The sequence below is a fragment of the Sphingomonas cannabina genome, assembly GCF_021391395.1.
Taxonomy (GTDB): Bacteria; Pseudomonadota; Alphaproteobacteria; order Sphingomonadales; family Sphingomonadaceae; genus Sphingomonas; species Sphingomonas cannabina.
On sequence record NZ_CP090059.1, the window covers coordinates 2,688,053 to 2,704,581 of the forward strand.

The 16,529-nt window shown below is 66.6% G+C and carries 17 protein-coding genes; 8 read left to right on the forward strand and 9 right to left on the reverse strand.

Annotated elements, in window-relative coordinates; genetic code table 11:
- Positions 1-12 precede the first annotated feature (12 nt).
- On the forward strand, positions 13-792 hold the full coding sequence (locus LZK98_RS12895) for a rhamnogalacturonan acetylesterase (RefSeq protein ID WP_233782779.1): 780 nt from the start codon (positions 13-15) through the stop codon (positions 790-792).
- Here the strand turns inward: LZK98_RS12895 and LZK98_RS12900 are convergent.
- Positions 789-1,400: a DUF6250 domain-containing protein gene (locus LZK98_RS12900; RefSeq protein WP_319937488.1), complete on the reverse strand. Its 612-nt coding sequence runs from the start codon at positions 1,398-1,400 to the stop codon at positions 789-791. The genes LZK98_RS12895 and LZK98_RS12900 overlap by 4 nt on opposite strands.
- A gap of 220 nt (positions 1,401-1,620) precedes the next feature.
- Here LZK98_RS12900 and LZK98_RS12905 point away from each other — a divergent pair, with 220 nt between their 5' ends.
- The 6 genes from LZK98_RS12905 (at position 1,621) to LZK98_RS12930 (ending at position 8,053) form a co-directional block, all read left to right on the forward strand.
- Complete coding sequence (locus tag LZK98_RS12905) at positions 1,621-3,177, forward strand: rhamnogalacturonidase (protein WP_233782781.1); 1,557 nt, start codon at positions 1,621-1,623, stop codon at positions 3,175-3,177.
- 8 nt (positions 3,178-3,185) lie between these two features.
- Positions 3,186-3,500 carry an L-rhamnose mutarotase gene (gene rhaM / locus LZK98_RS12910; RefSeq protein ID WP_233782782.1) on the forward strand — a complete coding sequence of 105 codons (315 nt, stop codon included), beginning with the start codon at positions 3,186-3,188 and terminating at the stop codon, positions 3,498-3,500.
- A 50-nt stretch (positions 3,501-3,550) separates the two neighbouring features.
- On the forward strand, positions 3,551-4,663 hold the full coding sequence (gene bglB / locus LZK98_RS12915) for a beta-galactosidase BglB (protein WP_233782783.1): 1,113 nt from the start codon (positions 3,551-3,553) through the stop codon (positions 4,661-4,663).
- A 19-nt stretch (positions 4,664-4,682) separates the two neighbouring features.
- Complete coding sequence (locus LZK98_RS12920; protein WP_233782784.1) at positions 4,683-6,203, forward strand: MFS transporter; 1,521 nt, start codon at positions 4,683-4,685, stop codon at positions 6,201-6,203.
- Positions 6,200-7,165, forward strand: a complete 966-nt coding sequence (locus tag LZK98_RS12925; RefSeq protein ID WP_233782785.1) for an alpha/beta hydrolase — start codon at positions 6,200-6,202, stop codon at positions 7,163-7,165. The genes LZK98_RS12920 and LZK98_RS12925 overlap by 4 nt, the downstream gene beginning before the upstream one ends.
- A 111-nt stretch (positions 7,166-7,276) precedes the next feature.
- The gene (locus LZK98_RS12930) at positions 7,277-8,053 is read left to right on the forward strand and encodes an IclR family transcriptional regulator (protein ID WP_233782786.1); all 777 of its coding nucleotides are present in this window, start codon (positions 7,277-7,279) and stop codon (positions 8,051-8,053) included.
- A 6-nt stretch (positions 8,054-8,059) separates the two neighbouring features.
- On the opposite strand, the gene LZK98_RS12935 is transcribed toward LZK98_RS12930, so the two are convergent.
- From LZK98_RS12935 to LZK98_RS12960, 6 genes are all read right to left on the reverse strand, one after another.
- Positions 8,060-9,034, reverse strand: a complete 975-nt coding sequence (locus LZK98_RS12935; RefSeq protein ID WP_233782787.1) for a glycosyltransferase family 4 protein — start codon at positions 9,032-9,034, stop codon at positions 8,060-8,062.
- Between the two features lie 391 nt (positions 9,035-9,425).
- Positions 9,426-10,766, reverse strand: a complete 1,341-nt coding sequence (locus LZK98_RS12940; protein ID WP_233782788.1) for a glycoside hydrolase family 5 protein — start codon at positions 10,764-10,766, stop codon at positions 9,426-9,428.
- A gap of 444 nt (positions 10,767-11,210) precedes the next feature.
- Entirely contained in the window at positions 11,211-11,648 is a 438-nt protein-coding gene (locus LZK98_RS12945) for a glycosyltransferase family protein (protein ID WP_233782789.1), read from the reverse strand.
- 76 nt (positions 11,649-11,724) lie between these two features.
- Positions 11,725-12,294 (reverse strand): polysaccharide biosynthesis/export family protein, encoded by a 570-nt coding sequence (locus LZK98_RS12950; protein ID WP_233782790.1) that lies wholly within the window; start codon positions 12,292-12,294, stop codon positions 11,725-11,727.
- Positions 12,291-13,460 (reverse strand): glycosyltransferase family 4 protein, encoded by a 1,170-nt coding sequence (locus tag LZK98_RS12955; protein ID WP_233782791.1) that lies wholly within the window; start codon positions 13,458-13,460, stop codon positions 12,291-12,293. The genes LZK98_RS12950 and LZK98_RS12955 overlap by 4 nt, the downstream gene beginning before the upstream one ends.
- Before the next feature lie 39 nt (positions 13,461-13,499).
- On the reverse strand, positions 13,500-14,177 hold the full coding sequence (locus tag LZK98_RS12960; protein WP_233786583.1) for an exopolysaccharide biosynthesis polyprenyl glycosylphosphotransferase: 678 nt from the start codon (positions 14,175-14,177) through the stop codon (positions 13,500-13,502).
- Between LZK98_RS12960 and LZK98_RS12965 the strand changes: the two genes are divergently transcribed.
- The gene (locus tag LZK98_RS12965; RefSeq protein ID WP_233786676.1) at positions 14,074-14,301 is read left to right on the forward strand and encodes a hypothetical protein; all 228 of its coding nucleotides are present in this window, start codon (positions 14,074-14,076) and stop codon (positions 14,299-14,301) included. The two genes, LZK98_RS12960 and LZK98_RS12965, sit on opposite strands and share 104 nt — an antisense overlap.
- Positions 14,302-14,416: 115 nt before the next feature.
- Here the strand turns inward: LZK98_RS12965 and LZK98_RS12970 are convergent, their stop codons facing one another.
- Entirely contained in the window at positions 14,417-15,154 is a 738-nt protein-coding gene (locus LZK98_RS12970; RefSeq protein ID WP_233782792.1) for a CpsD/CapB family tyrosine-protein kinase, read from the reverse strand.
- Entirely contained in the window at positions 15,154-16,524 is a 1,371-nt protein-coding gene (locus LZK98_RS12975; RefSeq protein WP_233782793.1) for a Wzz/FepE/Etk N-terminal domain-containing protein, read from the reverse strand. The genes LZK98_RS12970 and LZK98_RS12975 overlap by 1 nt, the downstream gene beginning before the upstream one ends.
- Between the last annotated feature and the right edge of the window lie 5 nt (positions 16,525-16,529).

The window sequence follows — 16,529 nt, forward strand, 5'->3', positions numbered from 1 at the left end:
CGGGAGGGGATCATGCGAAAGGCTGCTCCGGCGATATTGCTGATGCTGGCAACGGCAGCCGCTTCCGCTCCTCCGCGCATCCTGATCGCGAGCGATTCGACCGCGGCGAACTACGCATCCGACCAGTTCCCGCAGATGGGCTGGGGCATGTTCCTCGGCTGCTCGCTCGATCCGGGCAGCGAGGTGATCAATCGGGCGCGCGGCGGCCGCAGCACACGGACGTTCCTGTCGGAAGGGCTATGGTCGGCGCTGCTCGATGATATCCGTCCCGGCGACACGGTGCTGATCCAGTTCGGCCATAACGACGAGGACCTGAAGAAGCCCCAGCGCCACACCGAGGCGAACGGCGAATATCGCGAGAACCTCGAGCGCTTCGTGCGCGACGTGCGAGCGAAACAGGGCCGGCCGGTCCTGGTGACTCCGGTCGCCCGGCACGAATTCCGCGACGGGCATATCCAGCCGACTCACGGCGACTATGCCAAGGCGGTGATCGCTGTCGCCCGCGCGACTCGCACGCCGCTGATCGACCTCGACGCCGACAGCCGTGCCTTCCTCGACAAGCAGGGCGAGGCGGCATCGGCGCATTATTTCATGATCTACGCCCCCGACGATCACGTCGCGCGCTTTCCGGAAGGGCACAACGACACCACCCACCTCAACGAGCTCGGCGCGCGGGCGACGGCACGCATCGTCGCGAATGCGCTGGCAAAGCTGCGGCTGCCGATCTCGCGCCATATCCACCCGAACGATCCGGGCGCAGCGGTCGCGCGCGGCAATGCCGCGTGCGGCTAGGCGGTCCGCACGGTGAAGTCGCGGATCCGAAGATGACTTTTGGTCGTGCGGAGTCCGAAATGCCCATGCAGATAGGGCTCGGCATCGTCGAGTGCGAACAGCAGCTTTCCGTCGCGCTCGACGGCAATATGCCGGCCGTCGGCGATCAGGCGGACATGCGTCCAACGATTGGGCTCGAGCAGCGCCGCCCGGTCGGAGCGGTCGTGCTGCGGCAGGATCGGCCGGTCACCGGCGCGGCCGACGTAGCGGCGCAGGCGCGTGGTGGTGTTCCGATTGCCGCCGATCCCGACATAATAGGTGCGGAGCGTATCATATTCGGCGAAGGCGCCGCTGCGCGGGCGATCGAGCACCGATTCGTCCGGCGCCGCCGGGTCGGTCGCCATCCAGAAGGCGTTGACGTCGCTTACCGCATCATTGGGGCCGTCCTCGGCGACCGCCAGCACCCGATAGTCGATCGTCACCGGCGCCTGCAGCTCCGGCCGGAACCACAAGGTGATCCCCGCCGGCGCATCGATGTCGAGGATTCCGTCGCGGACGCTCACCTTGGCGGGGCGCTCGGCTTCGACGGCCCATTGACTGAGATCGCGGCGGAAATCATCGCGCAACACCCGCCCACTATCCCGCGCGGCGGCGAGTATGGGTACAAGAGCCAACGCTCCGATCAGCGAGCGACGCGGGAGTGCAATCATCCGAGCGCATCTTTCTTGCATAATATGAATTATAAAAGCATATTGTGGGATACCGGCGCAACCGACCGCGCTCAGGATAGTCGTCCGTAGAGGGGAAAGCGATGCGTGGCAGGATGCGCCGACACGGCCGGACGGCGTGGTGTTGACGTCCCTGCTGTCGCGTCGGGACGTGAGCGGTGCGCTCGCGGCGGGACTTGCCGCCCTGCCGCTCCCTGCGCGCGCCGGCCAGCGCTACGACGTCCGCGACTTCGGCGCGCGGGGCGACGGCGTCACGCTCGACACCGATGCCGTGAACCGCGCGATCGCTGCGGCGTCCCGCGGCGGCGGTGGGACGGTTGTGTTTCCGGCGGGACGGTACCTGTGCTTCTCGATCCGCCTTCAAAGCCGCGTCACGCTGCAGCTCGACGCCGGCGCGGTGATCGAGGGCGCCGATCCGGCCGTCCACCCCGGCCGCTACGACGATCCCGAGCAGGGTTCGGACGGCCTTTACCAGGATTTCGGCCACAGCCACTGGCGCAACAGCCTGATCTGGGGCGATGGCGTCGAGGACATCGCGATCCTCGGCCCCGGAATGATCCACGGCAAGGGTCTCACCCGCAACGGCCCCGGCGCCCGCTGGACGCGCGGCGCGGGCGAGCGGCCGAACTCGATGGCCGGCATGTCCGCCACCGAGATATCGCGGCTGGAACCGGCATTCGAGGCGATGCGCGGCCTCGGCAACAAGGCGATCGCGCTCAAGAACGCTCGCAACGTCCGTCTCTCCGGTTTCACGCTGCTGCTCGGTGGGCATTTCGCCATCCTCGCCACCGGCGTCGAGGGGCTGACGATCGATCGGCTGACGATCGACACCCAGCGCGACGGGATCGACCTCGATTGCGTGCGGAACGCCACCGTCACCAACTGCCGCGTCAACACGCCCAATGACGACGCGATCGTGCTCAAGAGCAGCTTCGCGCTCGGCCGCGCCGTGCCGACCGAGCATGTCCTCGTGCGCGACTGCACCGTCTCCGGTTACGACGTCGGCACGATGATCGACGGCACGCGCGGGCGCACTACCCTGCTCGCGCCCGACCGCGACGGACCGACCGGGCGCATCAAGCTCGGCACCGAGAGCAACGGCGGCTATCGCCACATTCTGATCGAGCGCTGCCGGTTCGAGCGGTCGCGGGGGCTGGCGCTGGAGACGGTCGACGGCGGCGCGATGGAGGATGTGATCGCGCGCGATCTCACCATGCGCGAGGTCACCACTGCGCCGATCTTCGTGCGGCTCGGCGATCGCCGCAGGGGGCCAGCCGGTACTCGCGTTGGATCGACGCGCGGCATCGTCATCGCGGATATCGATGCGGCCATGTCCGAACACCGCTATCCGGCGATCGTCGCGGGGTTGCCGGGGCATCCGGTGCGGGACGTCGCGCTTCGTAACATTCATCTCGCCTTTCCAGGCGGCGGCACCGCCGCAGAGGCCGCGACACGACCCGAGGATCAGGCGGAAGCCTATCCTGAACCAAGCATGTTCGGCCCCCTCCCCGCCTGGGGGCTATGGATGCGTCATGCAGAGGGCATCACGATAGACCGGCTGTCGATGGAGACAGCCGTCCCGGACGCGCGCCCGGCGATCGTGACGCAGGACGCCGCACGCCTCACCGTCACCCGCACGCCGCTCTGGCCGGGCGCCGTACATCTCGATCCCGCTTGAGGACAGCCATGACCATCCACGCCTTCCGCATGCAGCTTAAGCCCGGCACGGTCGAGGAGTATCGCCGCCGCCACGACGAAATCTGGCCGGAGCTCGCCGAGCTACTGCACGAATCCGGCATCTACGACTATTCGATCTTCCTCGACGAGCAGACGCTGGCGCTGTTCGCCGTTCTCAAGCTCGCCGACGACAACCGCCGCGACGCCCTGCCCGACCATCCGGTGATGCGCCGCTGGTGGGATCACATGGCGCCGCTGATGGAGGTTCAGCCCGACAACCGGCCGGTCGAATGGCCGCTGGTGCCGATGTTCCACTTGGATTGACCGCGGCCTTGCCCGCGCCCCCGCACAGCTTCAGGAGTGAAAGACAGTTTATGGCAGCCTTGACCCATTCGATCCCGCGATCCCAGGTGATCGATGCGATCGACCGGCTGATCGACAATCTCGTCAACTTGCATGACGAGACCGGCGAGTTCCTGCTGCGCCTCGACGACGGCCGCGTCATCGACACCAAGGGATGGAACGACTGGGAATGGACCCACGGCGTCGGCCTGTTCGGCCTCTACCGCTACTGGGAGCAGACCGGGAGCGACCGAGCGCTCGACGTGATGCTCGACTGGTTCCGTGACCGCTTCGCCGCGGGCACGCCGACCAAGAACATCAACACCATGGCGCCGTTCCTGACGCTCGCCAATCTCTACGAGCAGACCGGCGACCAGACCTACCTCCCCTATCTCGACACCTGGGCCGAATGGCTGATGGCCCCGAACGGCCTCCCCAAGACCGAGGAGGGCGGCTTCCAGCACATCGTCTTCAACGACGAGAATCCCGGCGAGCTGTGGGACGACACGCTGATGATGTCGGTGCTGCCGCTCGCGCGCATCGGCCTGCTGCTGGGGCGGCCGCATTATGTCGAGGAGGCGAAGCGCCAGTTCCTCGTCCACGTCAAATATCTCGCCGACCGCAAGACGGGCCTGTGGTATCACGGCTGGACCTTCGACGGCCGCCACAATTTCGCCGAGGCGCTGTGGGCGCGCGGCAATTGCTGGGTGACGATCGCCATCCCCGAGATCATCGAGATGCTCGACCTGCCGGAGGGCGACGCCTTCCGCACCTTCCTGATCGACGCGCTGACGACGCAGGTGAAGACGCTGGCCGAGCACCAGCACGAGAGCGGCCTGTGGCACACGCTGATCACCGATCCGACCAGCTATCTCGAGGCCTCCGCCACCGCCGGCTTCGCTTACGGCATCCTGAAGGCGGTGAGAAAGCGCTACATCTCCGCCGACTATGAGGCGGTGGGGATCAAGGCGATCGAGGGCGTGCTCGCCAACATCGACGAGCACGGCGAGCTCAAGCAGGTGAGCTTCGGCACCGCGATGGGCGACACGCTCCAGTTCTACAAGGACATCCCGCTCACCTCGATGCCCTATGGCCAGAGCCTGGCGATCTGTGCGCTCGCGGAGTTCCTCCGCACCTATATCTGACGGCGGGAGGGAGAGGATCATGGCGCAGCCGCAGGCACAACCATCGGCTGGCGCGGCGCGCCCCGTCCGGTTCATCAACTATCTGGCCTATGGCTCGAACGACTTCCTCGGCGCGGGCTCGATGGCGGTCATCTCGGGCTGGGTGCTGATCTTCTACACCACCGTCTGCGGCCTCAGCGCCGGCCAGGCGGCGACGATCTTCGCGGTGGCGCGAATCCTCGACGCGATCACCTCCCCGCTGATCGGCCACATCTCGGACCATTTCGGCGGCACCTGGCTCGGCAGGAAGTTCGGGCGGCGGCGCTTCTTCATCCTCGCCGCCATCCCGCTGATGCCCGCCTTCGCACTGATGTGGCTGCCGGGGCAGGGCTTCCTCTACTACCTCGTCACTTACGTCCTGTTCGAGATGGTCTACGCGATGGAGATCATCCCGTACGAGACGCTCGCCGCCGAGATGTCCAACGACTATAAGGTGAAGGCGAAGTTCGCCGGCGCGCGTATCCTGCTCGGCCAATGTTCGGCGATCCTGGCAGGCTTCCTGCCGCTGTGGATCATCAACTACCTCGGCCGCGAGAGCCCGAATACCTTCTTCTACATGGGCCTGATCTTCACCGCACTGTTCATGACCACGGCGACGATGCTCTACCTGTTCAGCTGGGAACGGCAGCGGCCTGCGGCGGCGGCATCGCAGTCCGGCGGTTCGGCCTGGGAATCGCTGCGCGGACTCTATCGCAATCTCCTGTCGACGATGCGGATCCGGGCGTTCCGCCTGCATCTCGGCATGTATCTCGGCGGCTATATCAGCCAGGACATCTTCAACGCGGCCTTCACCTTCTTCGTGATCTTCGCGCTGGCCGGCTCGACCGCGCTCACCTCCGGCCTGCTGGGGCCGCTCTACATCGTTCAGCTAGTCGCGGTGATGCTGGCGATCAACGTCGCGCTGCGGGCAGCGCCCAGCCTCGCCTATCGCATCGCCGCGCTCAGCTTCGGAATCGGCGTGCTGCTGCTGCTCGGCTGCTGGTGGGCCGGGATCACCGCGCACAGCTGGCTGCTGTGGGTGCCGATCGTCTTCGCCGGGCTCGGCCGCGGTGCGCTCAATTACATCCCGTGGGCGACCTACAACTACATGGCGGATGTCGACGAGATCGTCACCGGCCAGCGCCGCGAGGGCAGCTTCGCCGGTGTGATGACCTTCGTGCGCAAGGCGACCCAGGCGGCGGCGGTCGCGGGTGTCGGCGTCATCATGGAGCTGGGCGGCTTCCAGTCCAAGGCGGCGGTGCAGACGCTTGAGGCAGTCCAGACGATCGCCTGGGTGCTGGGGATCGGCACGCTGTCGGTGCTCGTGCTCGGCGTCCTCGTGTCGCTGCGCTTCCGGCTCGACCCGAAGACCCACGCCGTGCTGATGCACGAGATCGAGCGACTGCGCGCCGGCGCCACCGCCCCGGAAAGCGAGGAAAGCCGGGCAGTCGTCGAAGACCTGTCGGGCTGGCGCTACGAGCAGCTCTGGGGCCGCAATCCCGTCGCGAGGATCACGCAATGAGTTCAAACATCGACCGCCGGACACTGCTCGCCGGGGGCGTCATGCTGGGTGCCGCTTCTGTCGCCGGAGCGCAGTCGACACTCCCACCCGGCTTCGAGCGTTTCGCGATCTGGCCCGGACCGGCACCCGGCGGCGAAAAGATGACGGCGGTGGAGGAGGAACGCCCCCGCTCGCCGGACGGCCCGCCGGACGACACCGCCTTCACCCACGTCACCCGTCCGACCCTCACCGTGGTGAGGCCGGCGAAGTCCAATGGCGCGGCGCTGCTGCTGGTGCCGGGCGGAGGCTACCGGCGCGTCGCGATCGGTCGTGGAGGCCATGCCATCGCCCGGCGCTTCGCCGATGCGGGCTACACCTGCTTCATACTACTCTACCGCCTGCCCGGCGACGCCTGGGCCGCCGGCCCCGACGCGCCGCTGCAGGACGCGCAGCGCGCGATACGGCTGATCCGCGCGCGCGCGAAGCGGGACGGATTCGACGGGGAGCGTATCGGGGTGCTCGGTTTCTCGGCCGGCGGCCATCTTGCCGCGCGCCTCGCCGCGCAGCCGGACCTCGCCACCTATGCCGCGGTCGACGCCGCCGACGCGCTGCCGGCACGGCCGACGATCGCCGGCCTGCTCTACCCGGTCGCCTCGATGGCGGACGGGATCGCGCATATGGGATCGCGCAACGAATTGCTCGGCCGTCAGCCCAGCGAGCAACGGATCGCCGCCTATTCGACCGATCGGCTGGTGACCGGCGCGATGCCGCCGACCTTCCTCGCCCACGCTGTCGACGACACGACCGTGCCGGTCGAGAACAGCCTTGCGCTGTTCTCCGCGCTGCAGGCGCAGAAGGTGCCGCGGGAGATGCACCTGTTCGAGACGGGCGGACACGGCTTCGCCCTGCAATTGCCGGACGGCACCACCTCGCCCTGGCCCGAGCTGTTCATCGCCTGGTCGCGGCGGCACGGCATGGGCTGAGCGGATCGAGGCGGCGGGCTGGCTATCCTCGGAATAATTCACATATTGAGGCGCATCGCGATACGCTAAGACCCAATCACAAACGCCGCCGGATCCCAGGAGATGAATTCCATGCAAGACGAGACGCTCGAGAAGGGCGCCCCTGCCGCGAAGGGCGCGCAGACCCTGATGCGCGCGCTCGATATCCTCGACGAGATCATCGAGGGCCCGGCCAAGGTCACCGATCTCGCCCAGAAGCTGAGCCTCAGCCGCGCCACCACCTATCGCCTCGCGCAGGCGCTGCGGTCGCGCGACTATCTGTCGCCGACGCGGGACGGCTATTCGCTCGGGCCGAAGCTGCTCCAGCTCGGCTCGCTGGCGCTCGAGCAGACCGATTTCCTGCGGATCGCGCGGACCCATATGGAGCAGCTTTCGGAGCAGACCGGCTTCTGCGTGTTCATCGGCAAGCGCGAAGGCGACTGGTCGCGCCATCTCGACCGCGTTACCGGCCGCCAGCGACTCCGGGTCTCCACCGCGCCCGGCGACCGGCGCTTCATCACGGAGACCGGCCTCGGCAAGGCGCTGCTGCTCGACGAGGACGCTTCGTCGCTGACACGGCTTTTCTACGAGGGGAAGCCGCATGCCAGCGAAGCGCAGCTGAAGGCGTTCCTGTCCGCGATGGAAGTGCATCGCGGGCGCCAGCTGGTGATGCACGAGAGCGAGCTGGACGACGGCGTCCGCTCGGTGGCGTCGCCGGTGCGCAATGCGAAGGGTCAGATCATCATGGCGATCAGCATCGCCAGCGCCGCGCATTACCTGACCGACGAGGTCACCGCGGAGATCGCCGGGCCGGTGGGGTCGACCGCGATCGACCTCAGCGCCGCCTTCGGATACGCGCGGCCGGAATAGTCCCGGTCAACATTCCAGTTCCTGTCGCCAGCTCTCGGCGAACCGCTCGCGGGTGAAGCGGCCCAGCGATTGCCGCATCGCGTCGGCGCGGCTGGAGCGTTCGGCGGGTGTCATCGTCGCGAGTCGGATCATGGTTTCCGCGATCCCGGCCTCATCGTCGGCTCGGGCGGTGAGCGCTCCGGGACCGGCGACCTCCTCCAGCACGCTCGCCGCCGTCACCAGCGGGATCGCGCCATGGCTGATCGCCTCGGCCACCGGCATGCCGAAGCCCTCCAGCCGGCTGACGAGGACGAAGCCGACGGCATTGGCATAGAGCCAGGTGAGCTCGGCATCGGAGACATAGGGCAGCAGATGCACGCCGGGCGTCCGGGCGGCAGCCTGCTCCACCGCGTCCGCTCCGGGTTCCCGCGCACCGCAGAGCACGTAGCTGAACCCCTGATCGGCAAGACCCGAGCATGCGAAGGCGCGGATGGTCGCGAGCTGGTTCTTCCGCCGGCCGAGGCTGCCGACGGTCAGCAGGAAGGGGCCTTGGATGCCCGGGATCGGCTGCTGCCACGGATGGCGGATGCCCTCCCGCATCTGGGGATAGACCACCGCCATCCCTGGGCCCGGCCCATAAAGGCCGGCAAAGGCGTCGCGCGACGCCGCACTGACGAACACCGTCCGTGCACGCGCGGCGACGATCTTGCGAAAGGCGTTGCGGTACAGGCGATGAAGCCAGGGTTGGAACAGATCGGGATGGGTGATCGGGCCCATGTCGTGCACCAGCACCATGTCCTGTGGCCCTATCCGGCTGTGCAGCACCGAATAGGGATCGAGATGGAGCGTAGGATTGCGGCCGCGGCGAGGAGGCAGCGGATTTCCGTCCAGCAGACTCGCCAGACGCATCTCGATCTTGAGACCGAGTTTGAGGGTCCGGGCACGCACCCCCTTCGGCGTCTCGCCACGCCGGCTCCGCCAGTAATATACGTTCCCGATCATCGCGCGGTGATCGGAGATGATGTCGCGCCCGATGAAGTATTTACCCGTCCTGTTCTCCAGGGCCGAGGAGAAATCTATGTTCCATAACGGCAATGACGCATTCCCGGGCCTGCTGCTGGAATGACGGACAGGCTAATCCCGCCGCGCTGCGGGAATCAAAGAACATCTTGATCGAACCCGTTTTTGCGCGGGCTCACCTGATCGGAACACTGAAGGCTCTTCGGAGCTAATCCCCTTTCAGGGATCGATTCGGCCGTCGGACTTGCTAGCCACCGGTACCGAGAGATCGATTCCTCGCTTCCGTTGTTCCGGCCCCCGCCGGACGAACGAAGGGCCGCCTCCCCCACCCCCTGGCGGCCCTTCACCCTTCTTTATCGAATGCGGCTGCGCATCATTGCGCCACTTGCTGCAGAACCTGCATGACGCCGCGGTCGGCCCCGACGATCTTTCCGGAGCTGTCCGTCTGCGGGAACAGGTTCATCGTGTAGGTATCGTTCAGATAGGGGATGTCCTGGTGCGCCGTCAGCCTGAGACCGGCGGCATCGGCTGACTGAACGAAATTGCGCACGATCGTCTGCCATTCGGTGCGATCGGGGGCACCGAACTCGCCGATGTGACCGCGATCCTGGAAGCCATGCGCCTTCAGCCATTCGATGAACGGCGCGAGCCGCTGGACGCCGATGTTGGCGTTGGTCGGCGCGCTCTCGCTGCCGCCGCCGTAGACGCCGCTCGAGTTCGCATCGAAATACTGGTGCGCCGACCACATGATGCGGTTGGCCGGATCGGACAGCGTGTGGATCGTCGGGTTGTTCTGCGGCCACATCTGCGCGCTGGCCCAGCCATAACCGTCGATCAGGATCCAGAGCGAGCTGTTGATCTTGCGGATCGCGTTGATCGACTGCTGGCACGCATCGCGCCAGCCGGCCTCGCCGATCGCCAGGTCGTGCGGTTCGTTCATCAGCTCGATGCCGACGACCGCGGGATGGCTGCCGAACGTCTGCACCAGCTTCGTGCAATAATCGACGAACGCCGAGATCGGCACCTGGGAGGAACCGAGCTGCGCCTTCGACTTCGCCGACCAGCTGCCGTTGTAGCCGACCCAGCGCGAGCCGTAGTTATGGCAGAGGTCGAGGAACACCTTGAGCCCGTTCGCCTGGGCGCGATCGAGATAATGGCGGACGAGGTTGACGGTATTGCGCAGCGGGTTGTTCGGGTCGGCATAGTGATCCAGCAGCTGCTCGCCCAGCTCGCCGAAGGTGCGCGGCTGGAGCCGCTCCCAGGCGCCCTGGAGGCGGATGTGGTCCATCCCCTTCGACTTGTAATAGGAGAAATGGCTGTCCGGGGTGACGAAGACCTCGCCGTTCAGGCGGCCGGGCAGCGTGTCGGGCGTGCCTTCCAGGCTGGCGAAATTGACACCGTATCTGAAGTCCTGTCCCGATGGCGCCGGTGTAGGGGTCGGCGTGGGAGTGGGCGCCGGAGTCGGAGCGGGAGTTGGTGTCGGTGTCGGCGAGGGCGTCGGCGTGATGATCGACCCGCCGGTCTCGGCCGACGAACCCCCGCCTCCGCAGCCGGCGACGATCGCGCCCGCGCCGGCGACCAGCCAGCGGATCGCCCGGCGCCGGTTCACCGGATCGAGCTCGCGAAGCAGCGGGATATGAGATGAATCGTCATGCACCCCATTATCAAAGCCGCCATCAGCTAATATTTGGTAATCGGTGTCACTATTCTTCACTGATACTACCTTGGTATTATTGAACAAAATCCAGGAGAGCCACCCCGTCAGCAGGCACGCATTTCGCCGATCGCGAAACCATCAGGCTCCACGCATCCTCTCGATTGGCGTTTATTGTTCTGACCCCGCGCGCAGGAGCGCCGGGACTTCAGTTGCAGGGCATCACGCGGAGAAGCGCAGCCTCACCGCAGACAGCAGTTTTCGAAGGAACAGGAACAAGACGGGGAAGGGAATTATCGAAACGGATGGTTCGAATTAGGTAGGGGACCTCCACTGGAGTAGCTCGTTGGACGTATTCCCCTATAGCCGATGGAGTCGGCTTAACAACATGTGTAAGTCAACGCCCTGTCGCGTTGAGGCTTCACAACGTCGATTCATAACAAATGTTATATAATCCAAAAGTATTACTTCACCCGCGGTAGCACCTTGGGCCGGCGGATTCTCTCAGACGATTCTGCCCCAACATTCGAGCCCTTCGGCTTTGGCGACGTCCGGCCATTGCGGCACGCAGCGATGCGCCAGCCGCTTGGCAATACGGCCGGATGTGGAGAGATGCTCGGAATTGGCGATGCTGTCGATCCACAGCGTCCTGGCGCCGATGAGGCGGCCGAGCAGCACGAACGGCAGCATCGGCGCCGATCCGGTCGTCACAATGGCGTGCGGCCGTTCGCTGAGGAGGATGCGGATCGCGCGCCAGAAGATCGGCACGAATCCTTTGAGGCTGAAGCGAGAGGCGTCCGGCACCCAGTAATAGCGGTGCTCGGGCACGAGCTCAGCATAGCTGGGGAAGGTCGAGACATAGGCGACCTCGAAGCCGTCGAAGGCCGGCCGCAGGCGCTGCAACTCGATCCAATGGCCGCCGCCGGACGCCCCGACCAGCATTCTCGGCTGGTTCGCTTTGGCCCCACGCGAACGCCCGGCGACGCTGATGCCGCCCTGCGGCGGCTTCCTCCCCGGCTCAGAAATAGCGCTCTCCCACGCGGATCGTGTCGCCCGGATTGATCGGCGTCGAGGCGGTGAGACGTATCGGCATCTCGGTGCTGGCATTGTCGCGGGTGATGTAGATCGTCTTGGCGTTGGCGCGATAGGTGAAGCCCTCGGCGGTCGCGACCGCCTTGAGCGCGGTCAGCCCGTTCGAGAAGGGATATTGGCCCGGCTTCCGCACCTCGCCGAGAATATAATAGGGCCGGTATTTGAGCACCTCGCAGCTGACCTGCGGCTTGCGGACCATGTTGGCGGCGAGCAGCCGGCCGGCGATCTCCTTTTCGAGCTCCGCCGGCGTCATGCCGCGCACCGAGAATGGCTCGATCAGCGACAGCGAGATGGTGCCGTCGGTCGCAACCTCATATTCGCCGCTGAGATCCTTGAAGCCGAAAGTGGTCACGCGCAGCCGATCACCCGGCCCCAGCGTATAGGCGCTCGTCGCCGCGAGCGGCGGCCCGTCGGGCAGATGCGTGTTGCTGCATCCGGCGGCAGCGGCGGTGGCCGCCGCCAGGCAGATGATGCGAATTCTCGTCCACGTCTTCATGCTGATCCTCCCTGACCCTGGCTTTGCATGATTTGAGTGATCGTCTCGGGCACGGGGCGGCGGTCCGCCTTCAGCGCGCGGGCATAGAGCGCCTCGATCTGATCGAGCACGCCGCGCCATCCGAAGCCGGCCAGACGCGGCGCCAATGCCGCATCCCGGGCTTCGATCGCCTCATAGGCGGCGAGATCGGCGAGAAAGCGATCGACGTCCCTACCCCGCTCGAACGCGATCGCGGTCCCGCATCCGACGCGGGCAATGGTCCGGCGAAAGGGCGCGATGTCGCTGAGCAGCGGGTAGAGACCCGCCCCCACCCCCTCCACCGCCGCGACACCGAACCCCTCGAAGGCGGAGGCGCACGCATAGACGCTGCTGCGCGCGATCAGGCGCCGCAGGTCGTCGTCGCTCGGCAGCGCGTGGAGCTCGACGGCATCCTCGACGCCTTCCGCCCGGGCCCAGGAGCGGAGCTGGTCCAGCGAGACGCCCATTTCCTTGCCAGCGACGATCAGCCGCCACGCGGGATCGCGCTCGCGCAGCCCTGCGAACCAGGCGATCAGCCGGTCGAGCCCCTTGTTGGGCGCGAGCCGGCCGAAATAGATCATCGTCCTGGCGCCCGGTGCCGCCAGGCCGGCGAACTTGGCGGTATCGACCGCATTCTCGACCGCCACCACCTTGCTGCCGGCGATCCGCTCGAAGATCGCCGCATCCGCGATGCCGGAAGCGGCGACGAAGGCATAATTGCGCAGCGTCGCCCGCGTGATCCCGTGGAACCACAGCCGCTTGATCGTGCGGGCAAACGGGGTGTGGAAGAAGCCGCCGTGTGTCGACAGGATCAGCGGCTTGCCGTGCAGCGGCCGCAGCCAGCCGAGAAAGTCGGCGAAGAAGTCCACGCCATGGACATGCACGATCTCGGCATTACCGATGTGACGCAACACCCCCGGCGCGAAGGGATATTTGGGCGAGCCGCGGTACGGCACGCGGACGATCTCGACCCCGTTGCGCCACTCGCTGGACGCCAACCGCCGGCCATCGCTGTAGAAGATGCGGTTGAGCGTCACCACGCGTACCTGATGTCCTTCGCGTGCCTGGCGCTCGGCCAGCGACGATACCGTCGCCTCGACCCCGCCGACGCCGGGCGGGTACTGCCGGACGGCATGAACGATCCTCATGCCGCCGCTCCCCAGCGCGAGGCGAGACGCGTGCGCATCTCAGTACGCGTTCCGGTCGCGGACCATCAGCGGGATGGTCTGCAGCAGGATGGCGAGATCGAAGAACAGCGACCAGCGCTCGATATATTCGCAATCGGCGCGAACCCGTGCCTCCATGCAGGAGAGATCATGGATTTCGCCGCGCAACCCGCGAATCTGCGCGAGGCCCGTCATGCCGGGTTTCGCGCGGAAGCGCCGGGCATAATCGCCGATCAGCAGGCCGTAGCGGCGGTCATGCGCGACCGCATGCGGCCGCGGCCCGACCAGCGACATGTCGCCCGCGAGCACATTGAACAGCTGCGGCAGCTCGTCGAGGCTCGTGCTCCGGAGCAGTGCACCGATCGGCGTCACGCGCGCGTCGTTGCGCGTCGCATGGGCAATGCCGTCGCCGTCCTCCAGCACGCGCATCGTCCGGAATTTCCAGACGGCGAAGACGCGTCCGTTCAACCCGGTACGGCTCTGTCGGAAGAGGATCGGACCCGGGCTCGTCACCCGCACCGCCAATGCAATCAGCATCAACGACGGCAGCAGCAGGATCAGCAGGAGGAGCGCGACGCTCACGTCCATCGCCCGCTTGGCCCAGGACGTCGCCGCCGGCGTCGCGAAGGCCTGTATCGTTTCCGTCGGCAGCGAGATGACGATGGTCGAGACAGAAGGCGCCGAGGCCGCAGGCCGCACCGGGACAGGGCTGTTCGTAGGAACCGGGACCGGCGCAGCCTCAGAGAAGTTCGCCGGAGCGCTCTCGACCGCCGTCCCGTACCCGCTCATGACCAGGCCCTCGCTCGATCTTTTCGAGAACTAGAGGTACAGGACGCCGGAGGTGGTCGAAATTAATCAGAAGTTTACGAACAGGATCATTGGTATATCGCTGCGTATAACTCTAAAGATGACAAATTTATCTTATAAAATATCGTGAGTTATGTGGCCATGATTGTACCAACCACTCTGGTCTTCATATCATTCAAACGGTTTATGACGTGCGCAATCTCTTCTACTGAAGTGGTATTGTTCCTGACGACCACAACCGCAGCGTCGATGGCCTCGCACACGGCCGCAGGCTCGCCGAACGGCACCCCGGCGTCGACGATCATCATTCCGTAGCTTTCCAGCAGCCGCATCGCGCCGTGATGGAAGTGCTGGCCGTCGAGCAGCACCGGCGCGTTCGCGGCCGTCTTGCCACCGGGCAGAACGACGAGATCGGCAACCGGCGACGGCTGCACGAGCGTCCGCACGTCGGCTTCGCCCGACAGCGCCGCCACCAGCCCGGCCGACTCGTGCAGCCCGAAGAACAGGTGCTGCGACGGCTGCTCGAGATTGGCGTCGACCAGAACCGTCGGCGTTCCGCCCTGCGCATAGGTGATCGCCAGATTGGCGGCGAGCACCGATGCCTCCAGCCCGGCCCCCGCACCGAGCACCGCGACCGAGCGGATCGGCGGCTCGTCGGGCAGCGGCAGCGCCGAGATCGACAGGCGCAGGCTGCGCGCGAGCCGGGCGATGGCGTTGTCCGGATCGTACGCCGCGACGGCGAGCGGACTCAGCCGCCCGTCCTCCGGCGCCAGCAGGGCCTCCCCTGCCGTGCCCTCGTTTCGCGGCGCCTCGTCGACCGCATCCGCATCGTGGACGAGCACCGCATGCTCGGTGGATCGTATCCGCATCAAACCCCTCCCGCCTTGAGCTCCCTAAGCTGCGGGAGCGCCTTGAAATCGAAGGTCCCGAGCACCGGCACGCCGGTATTCTCGAACAGGCTGCTGACCGTCCGGATGATCGGCCGGCGCAGTTCCATCGCCACCGCGGCGATGATGCCGAGGCCGAGACCGCCGAGCGCGGCCAGCAGCAGCAGCAGCGGCACGTTCGGGGTGGCCGGCAGCAGCGGCGGCGTGGCGCGGTCGACCTGCTGGGCGTTGGTGGTCGGCAATCCGCTCTGCAGCCGCATCATGTTGAGCCGCTGCGTGACCGCCTCATAGGCCTTCTGCGCGCTGGTGACCTCGTTCTGGAGCGCTTCGAGCTGCGCCTGATTGGCGGTCACCGCCAGCATCCGTCCCCGCTGAGCATTTACGAGTCGCTGCAGCTGCGACTCCCGCGAGGATGCAGCCGAGCTCGCGACGCGGACCGTCTGGCTGGCGGCCCCTGTCTCGGCGCGGAGCTTGGCACGGAGCGTGTCACGCTCCGCCCTTGCGGCGACCAGATCCGGGTGCGCGTCGCCATGCGTCGACGCCAGCTCGGAGAGTTTCGCCTCGCTCACGGCGACCTGCTGGCGCAGCGACTCGATCACCGCGCTCGACTGCACGTCGGGCGACTGCGAGACGCGGTTGCCGGCGCGCGCGCGCATGTCGGCGGCGGCGCCCTCGGCCGACGCCAGCTGCGAGGACAGCGCGCTCAGCCGGTCGGCCTCGAGCGCCAGGGCATTGCCGTCGACCATGCCGTGGCTGCGCTGGAAATCGGTGACCGCGGCCTGCGCGCGCTCCAGATTGCCGCGGACCTCCGTGGTCTGCTGCTGGAACCAGCGGGCATATTGCTTGGCGGTGTTGGTGCTGATCTCCATGCGCAGCGCCACGAAGTTGCGCGCGAAGCTGTTGGCGAGCCGCGCCGCCGTGCGCGGGTCGTTCGCCGTATAGCGCACGGCGAGCACGTTGGTGTCCCTCTCCGGCGCCACCTGGACATGCTGCAGCACGTCCGACACGAGCCAGGTGTCGAACGAGCGTCCCGGCTCGCCGGCCTTGCGCCACTTGCGCTGCATGTCCGGATCGGCGGCGAGCCCCTCCGCGCGGATCACCCGCCGCGCGACCGCATCGCTGCGGATGAGGTCGGCCTGGGTGCCGAGCATCGACTTCTCGTTCTGCACCGGCTGCGAGTTGCGCAGCTCGGGATCAGGGCCGCGATCGTCGAACAGCAGCGACGCGCGCGCGACATAGGTGCGCTCCACCAGCATGAGCCAGCCGGCAGCCAGCGCGACGGTTGCGGCGAACACCGCGAGGATCAGTCGCCAGCGCGATTTCAGCGCCAGGGCCATGTTTGATTGGAGCATCGCTT

Coding starts and splice junctions, on each gene's coding strand:
- LZK98_RS12895 (WP_233782779.1), top strand. CDS start 13: ATGCGAAAGGCTGCTCCGGCGATATTGCTGATGCTGGCAACGGCAGCC.
- rhaM (WP_233782782.1), top strand. CDS start 3,186: ATGACCATCCACGCCTTCCGCATGCAGCTTAAGCCCGGCACGGTCGAG.
- bglB (WP_233782783.1), top strand. CDS start 3,551: ATGGCAGCCTTGACCCATTCGATCCCGCGATCCCAGGTGATCGATGCG.
- LZK98_RS12920 (WP_233782784.1), top strand. CDS start 4,683: ATGGCGCAGCCGCAGGCACAACCATCGGCTGGCGCGGCGCGCCCCGTC.
- LZK98_RS12925 (WP_233782785.1), top strand. CDS start 6,200: ATGAGTTCAAACATCGACCGCCGGACACTGCTCGCCGGGGGCGTCATG.
- LZK98_RS12930 (WP_233782786.1), top strand. CDS start 7,277: ATGCAAGACGAGACGCTCGAGAAGGGCGCCCCTGCCGCGAAGGGCGCG.
- LZK98_RS12935 (WP_233782787.1), bottom strand. CDS start 9,034: ATGATCGGGAACGTATATTACTGGCGGAGCCGGCGTGGCGAGACGCCG.
- LZK98_RS12945 (WP_233782789.1), bottom strand. CDS start 11,648: ATGCTGGTCGGGGCGTCCGGCGGCGGCCATTGGATCGAGTTGCAGCGC.
- LZK98_RS12950 (WP_233782790.1), bottom strand. CDS start 12,294: ATGAAGACGTGGACGAGAATTCGCATCATCTGCCTGGCGGCGGCCACC.
- LZK98_RS12955 (WP_233782791.1), bottom strand. CDS start 13,460: ATGAGGATCGTTCATGCCGTCCGGCAGTACCCGCCCGGCGTCGGCGGG.
- LZK98_RS12970 (WP_233782792.1), bottom strand. CDS start 15,154: ATGCGGATACGATCCACCGAGCATGCGGTGCTCGTCCACGATGCGGAT.
- LZK98_RS12975 (WP_233782793.1), bottom strand. CDS start 16,524: ATGCTCCAATCAAACATGGCCCTGGCGCTGAAATCGCGCTGGCGACTG.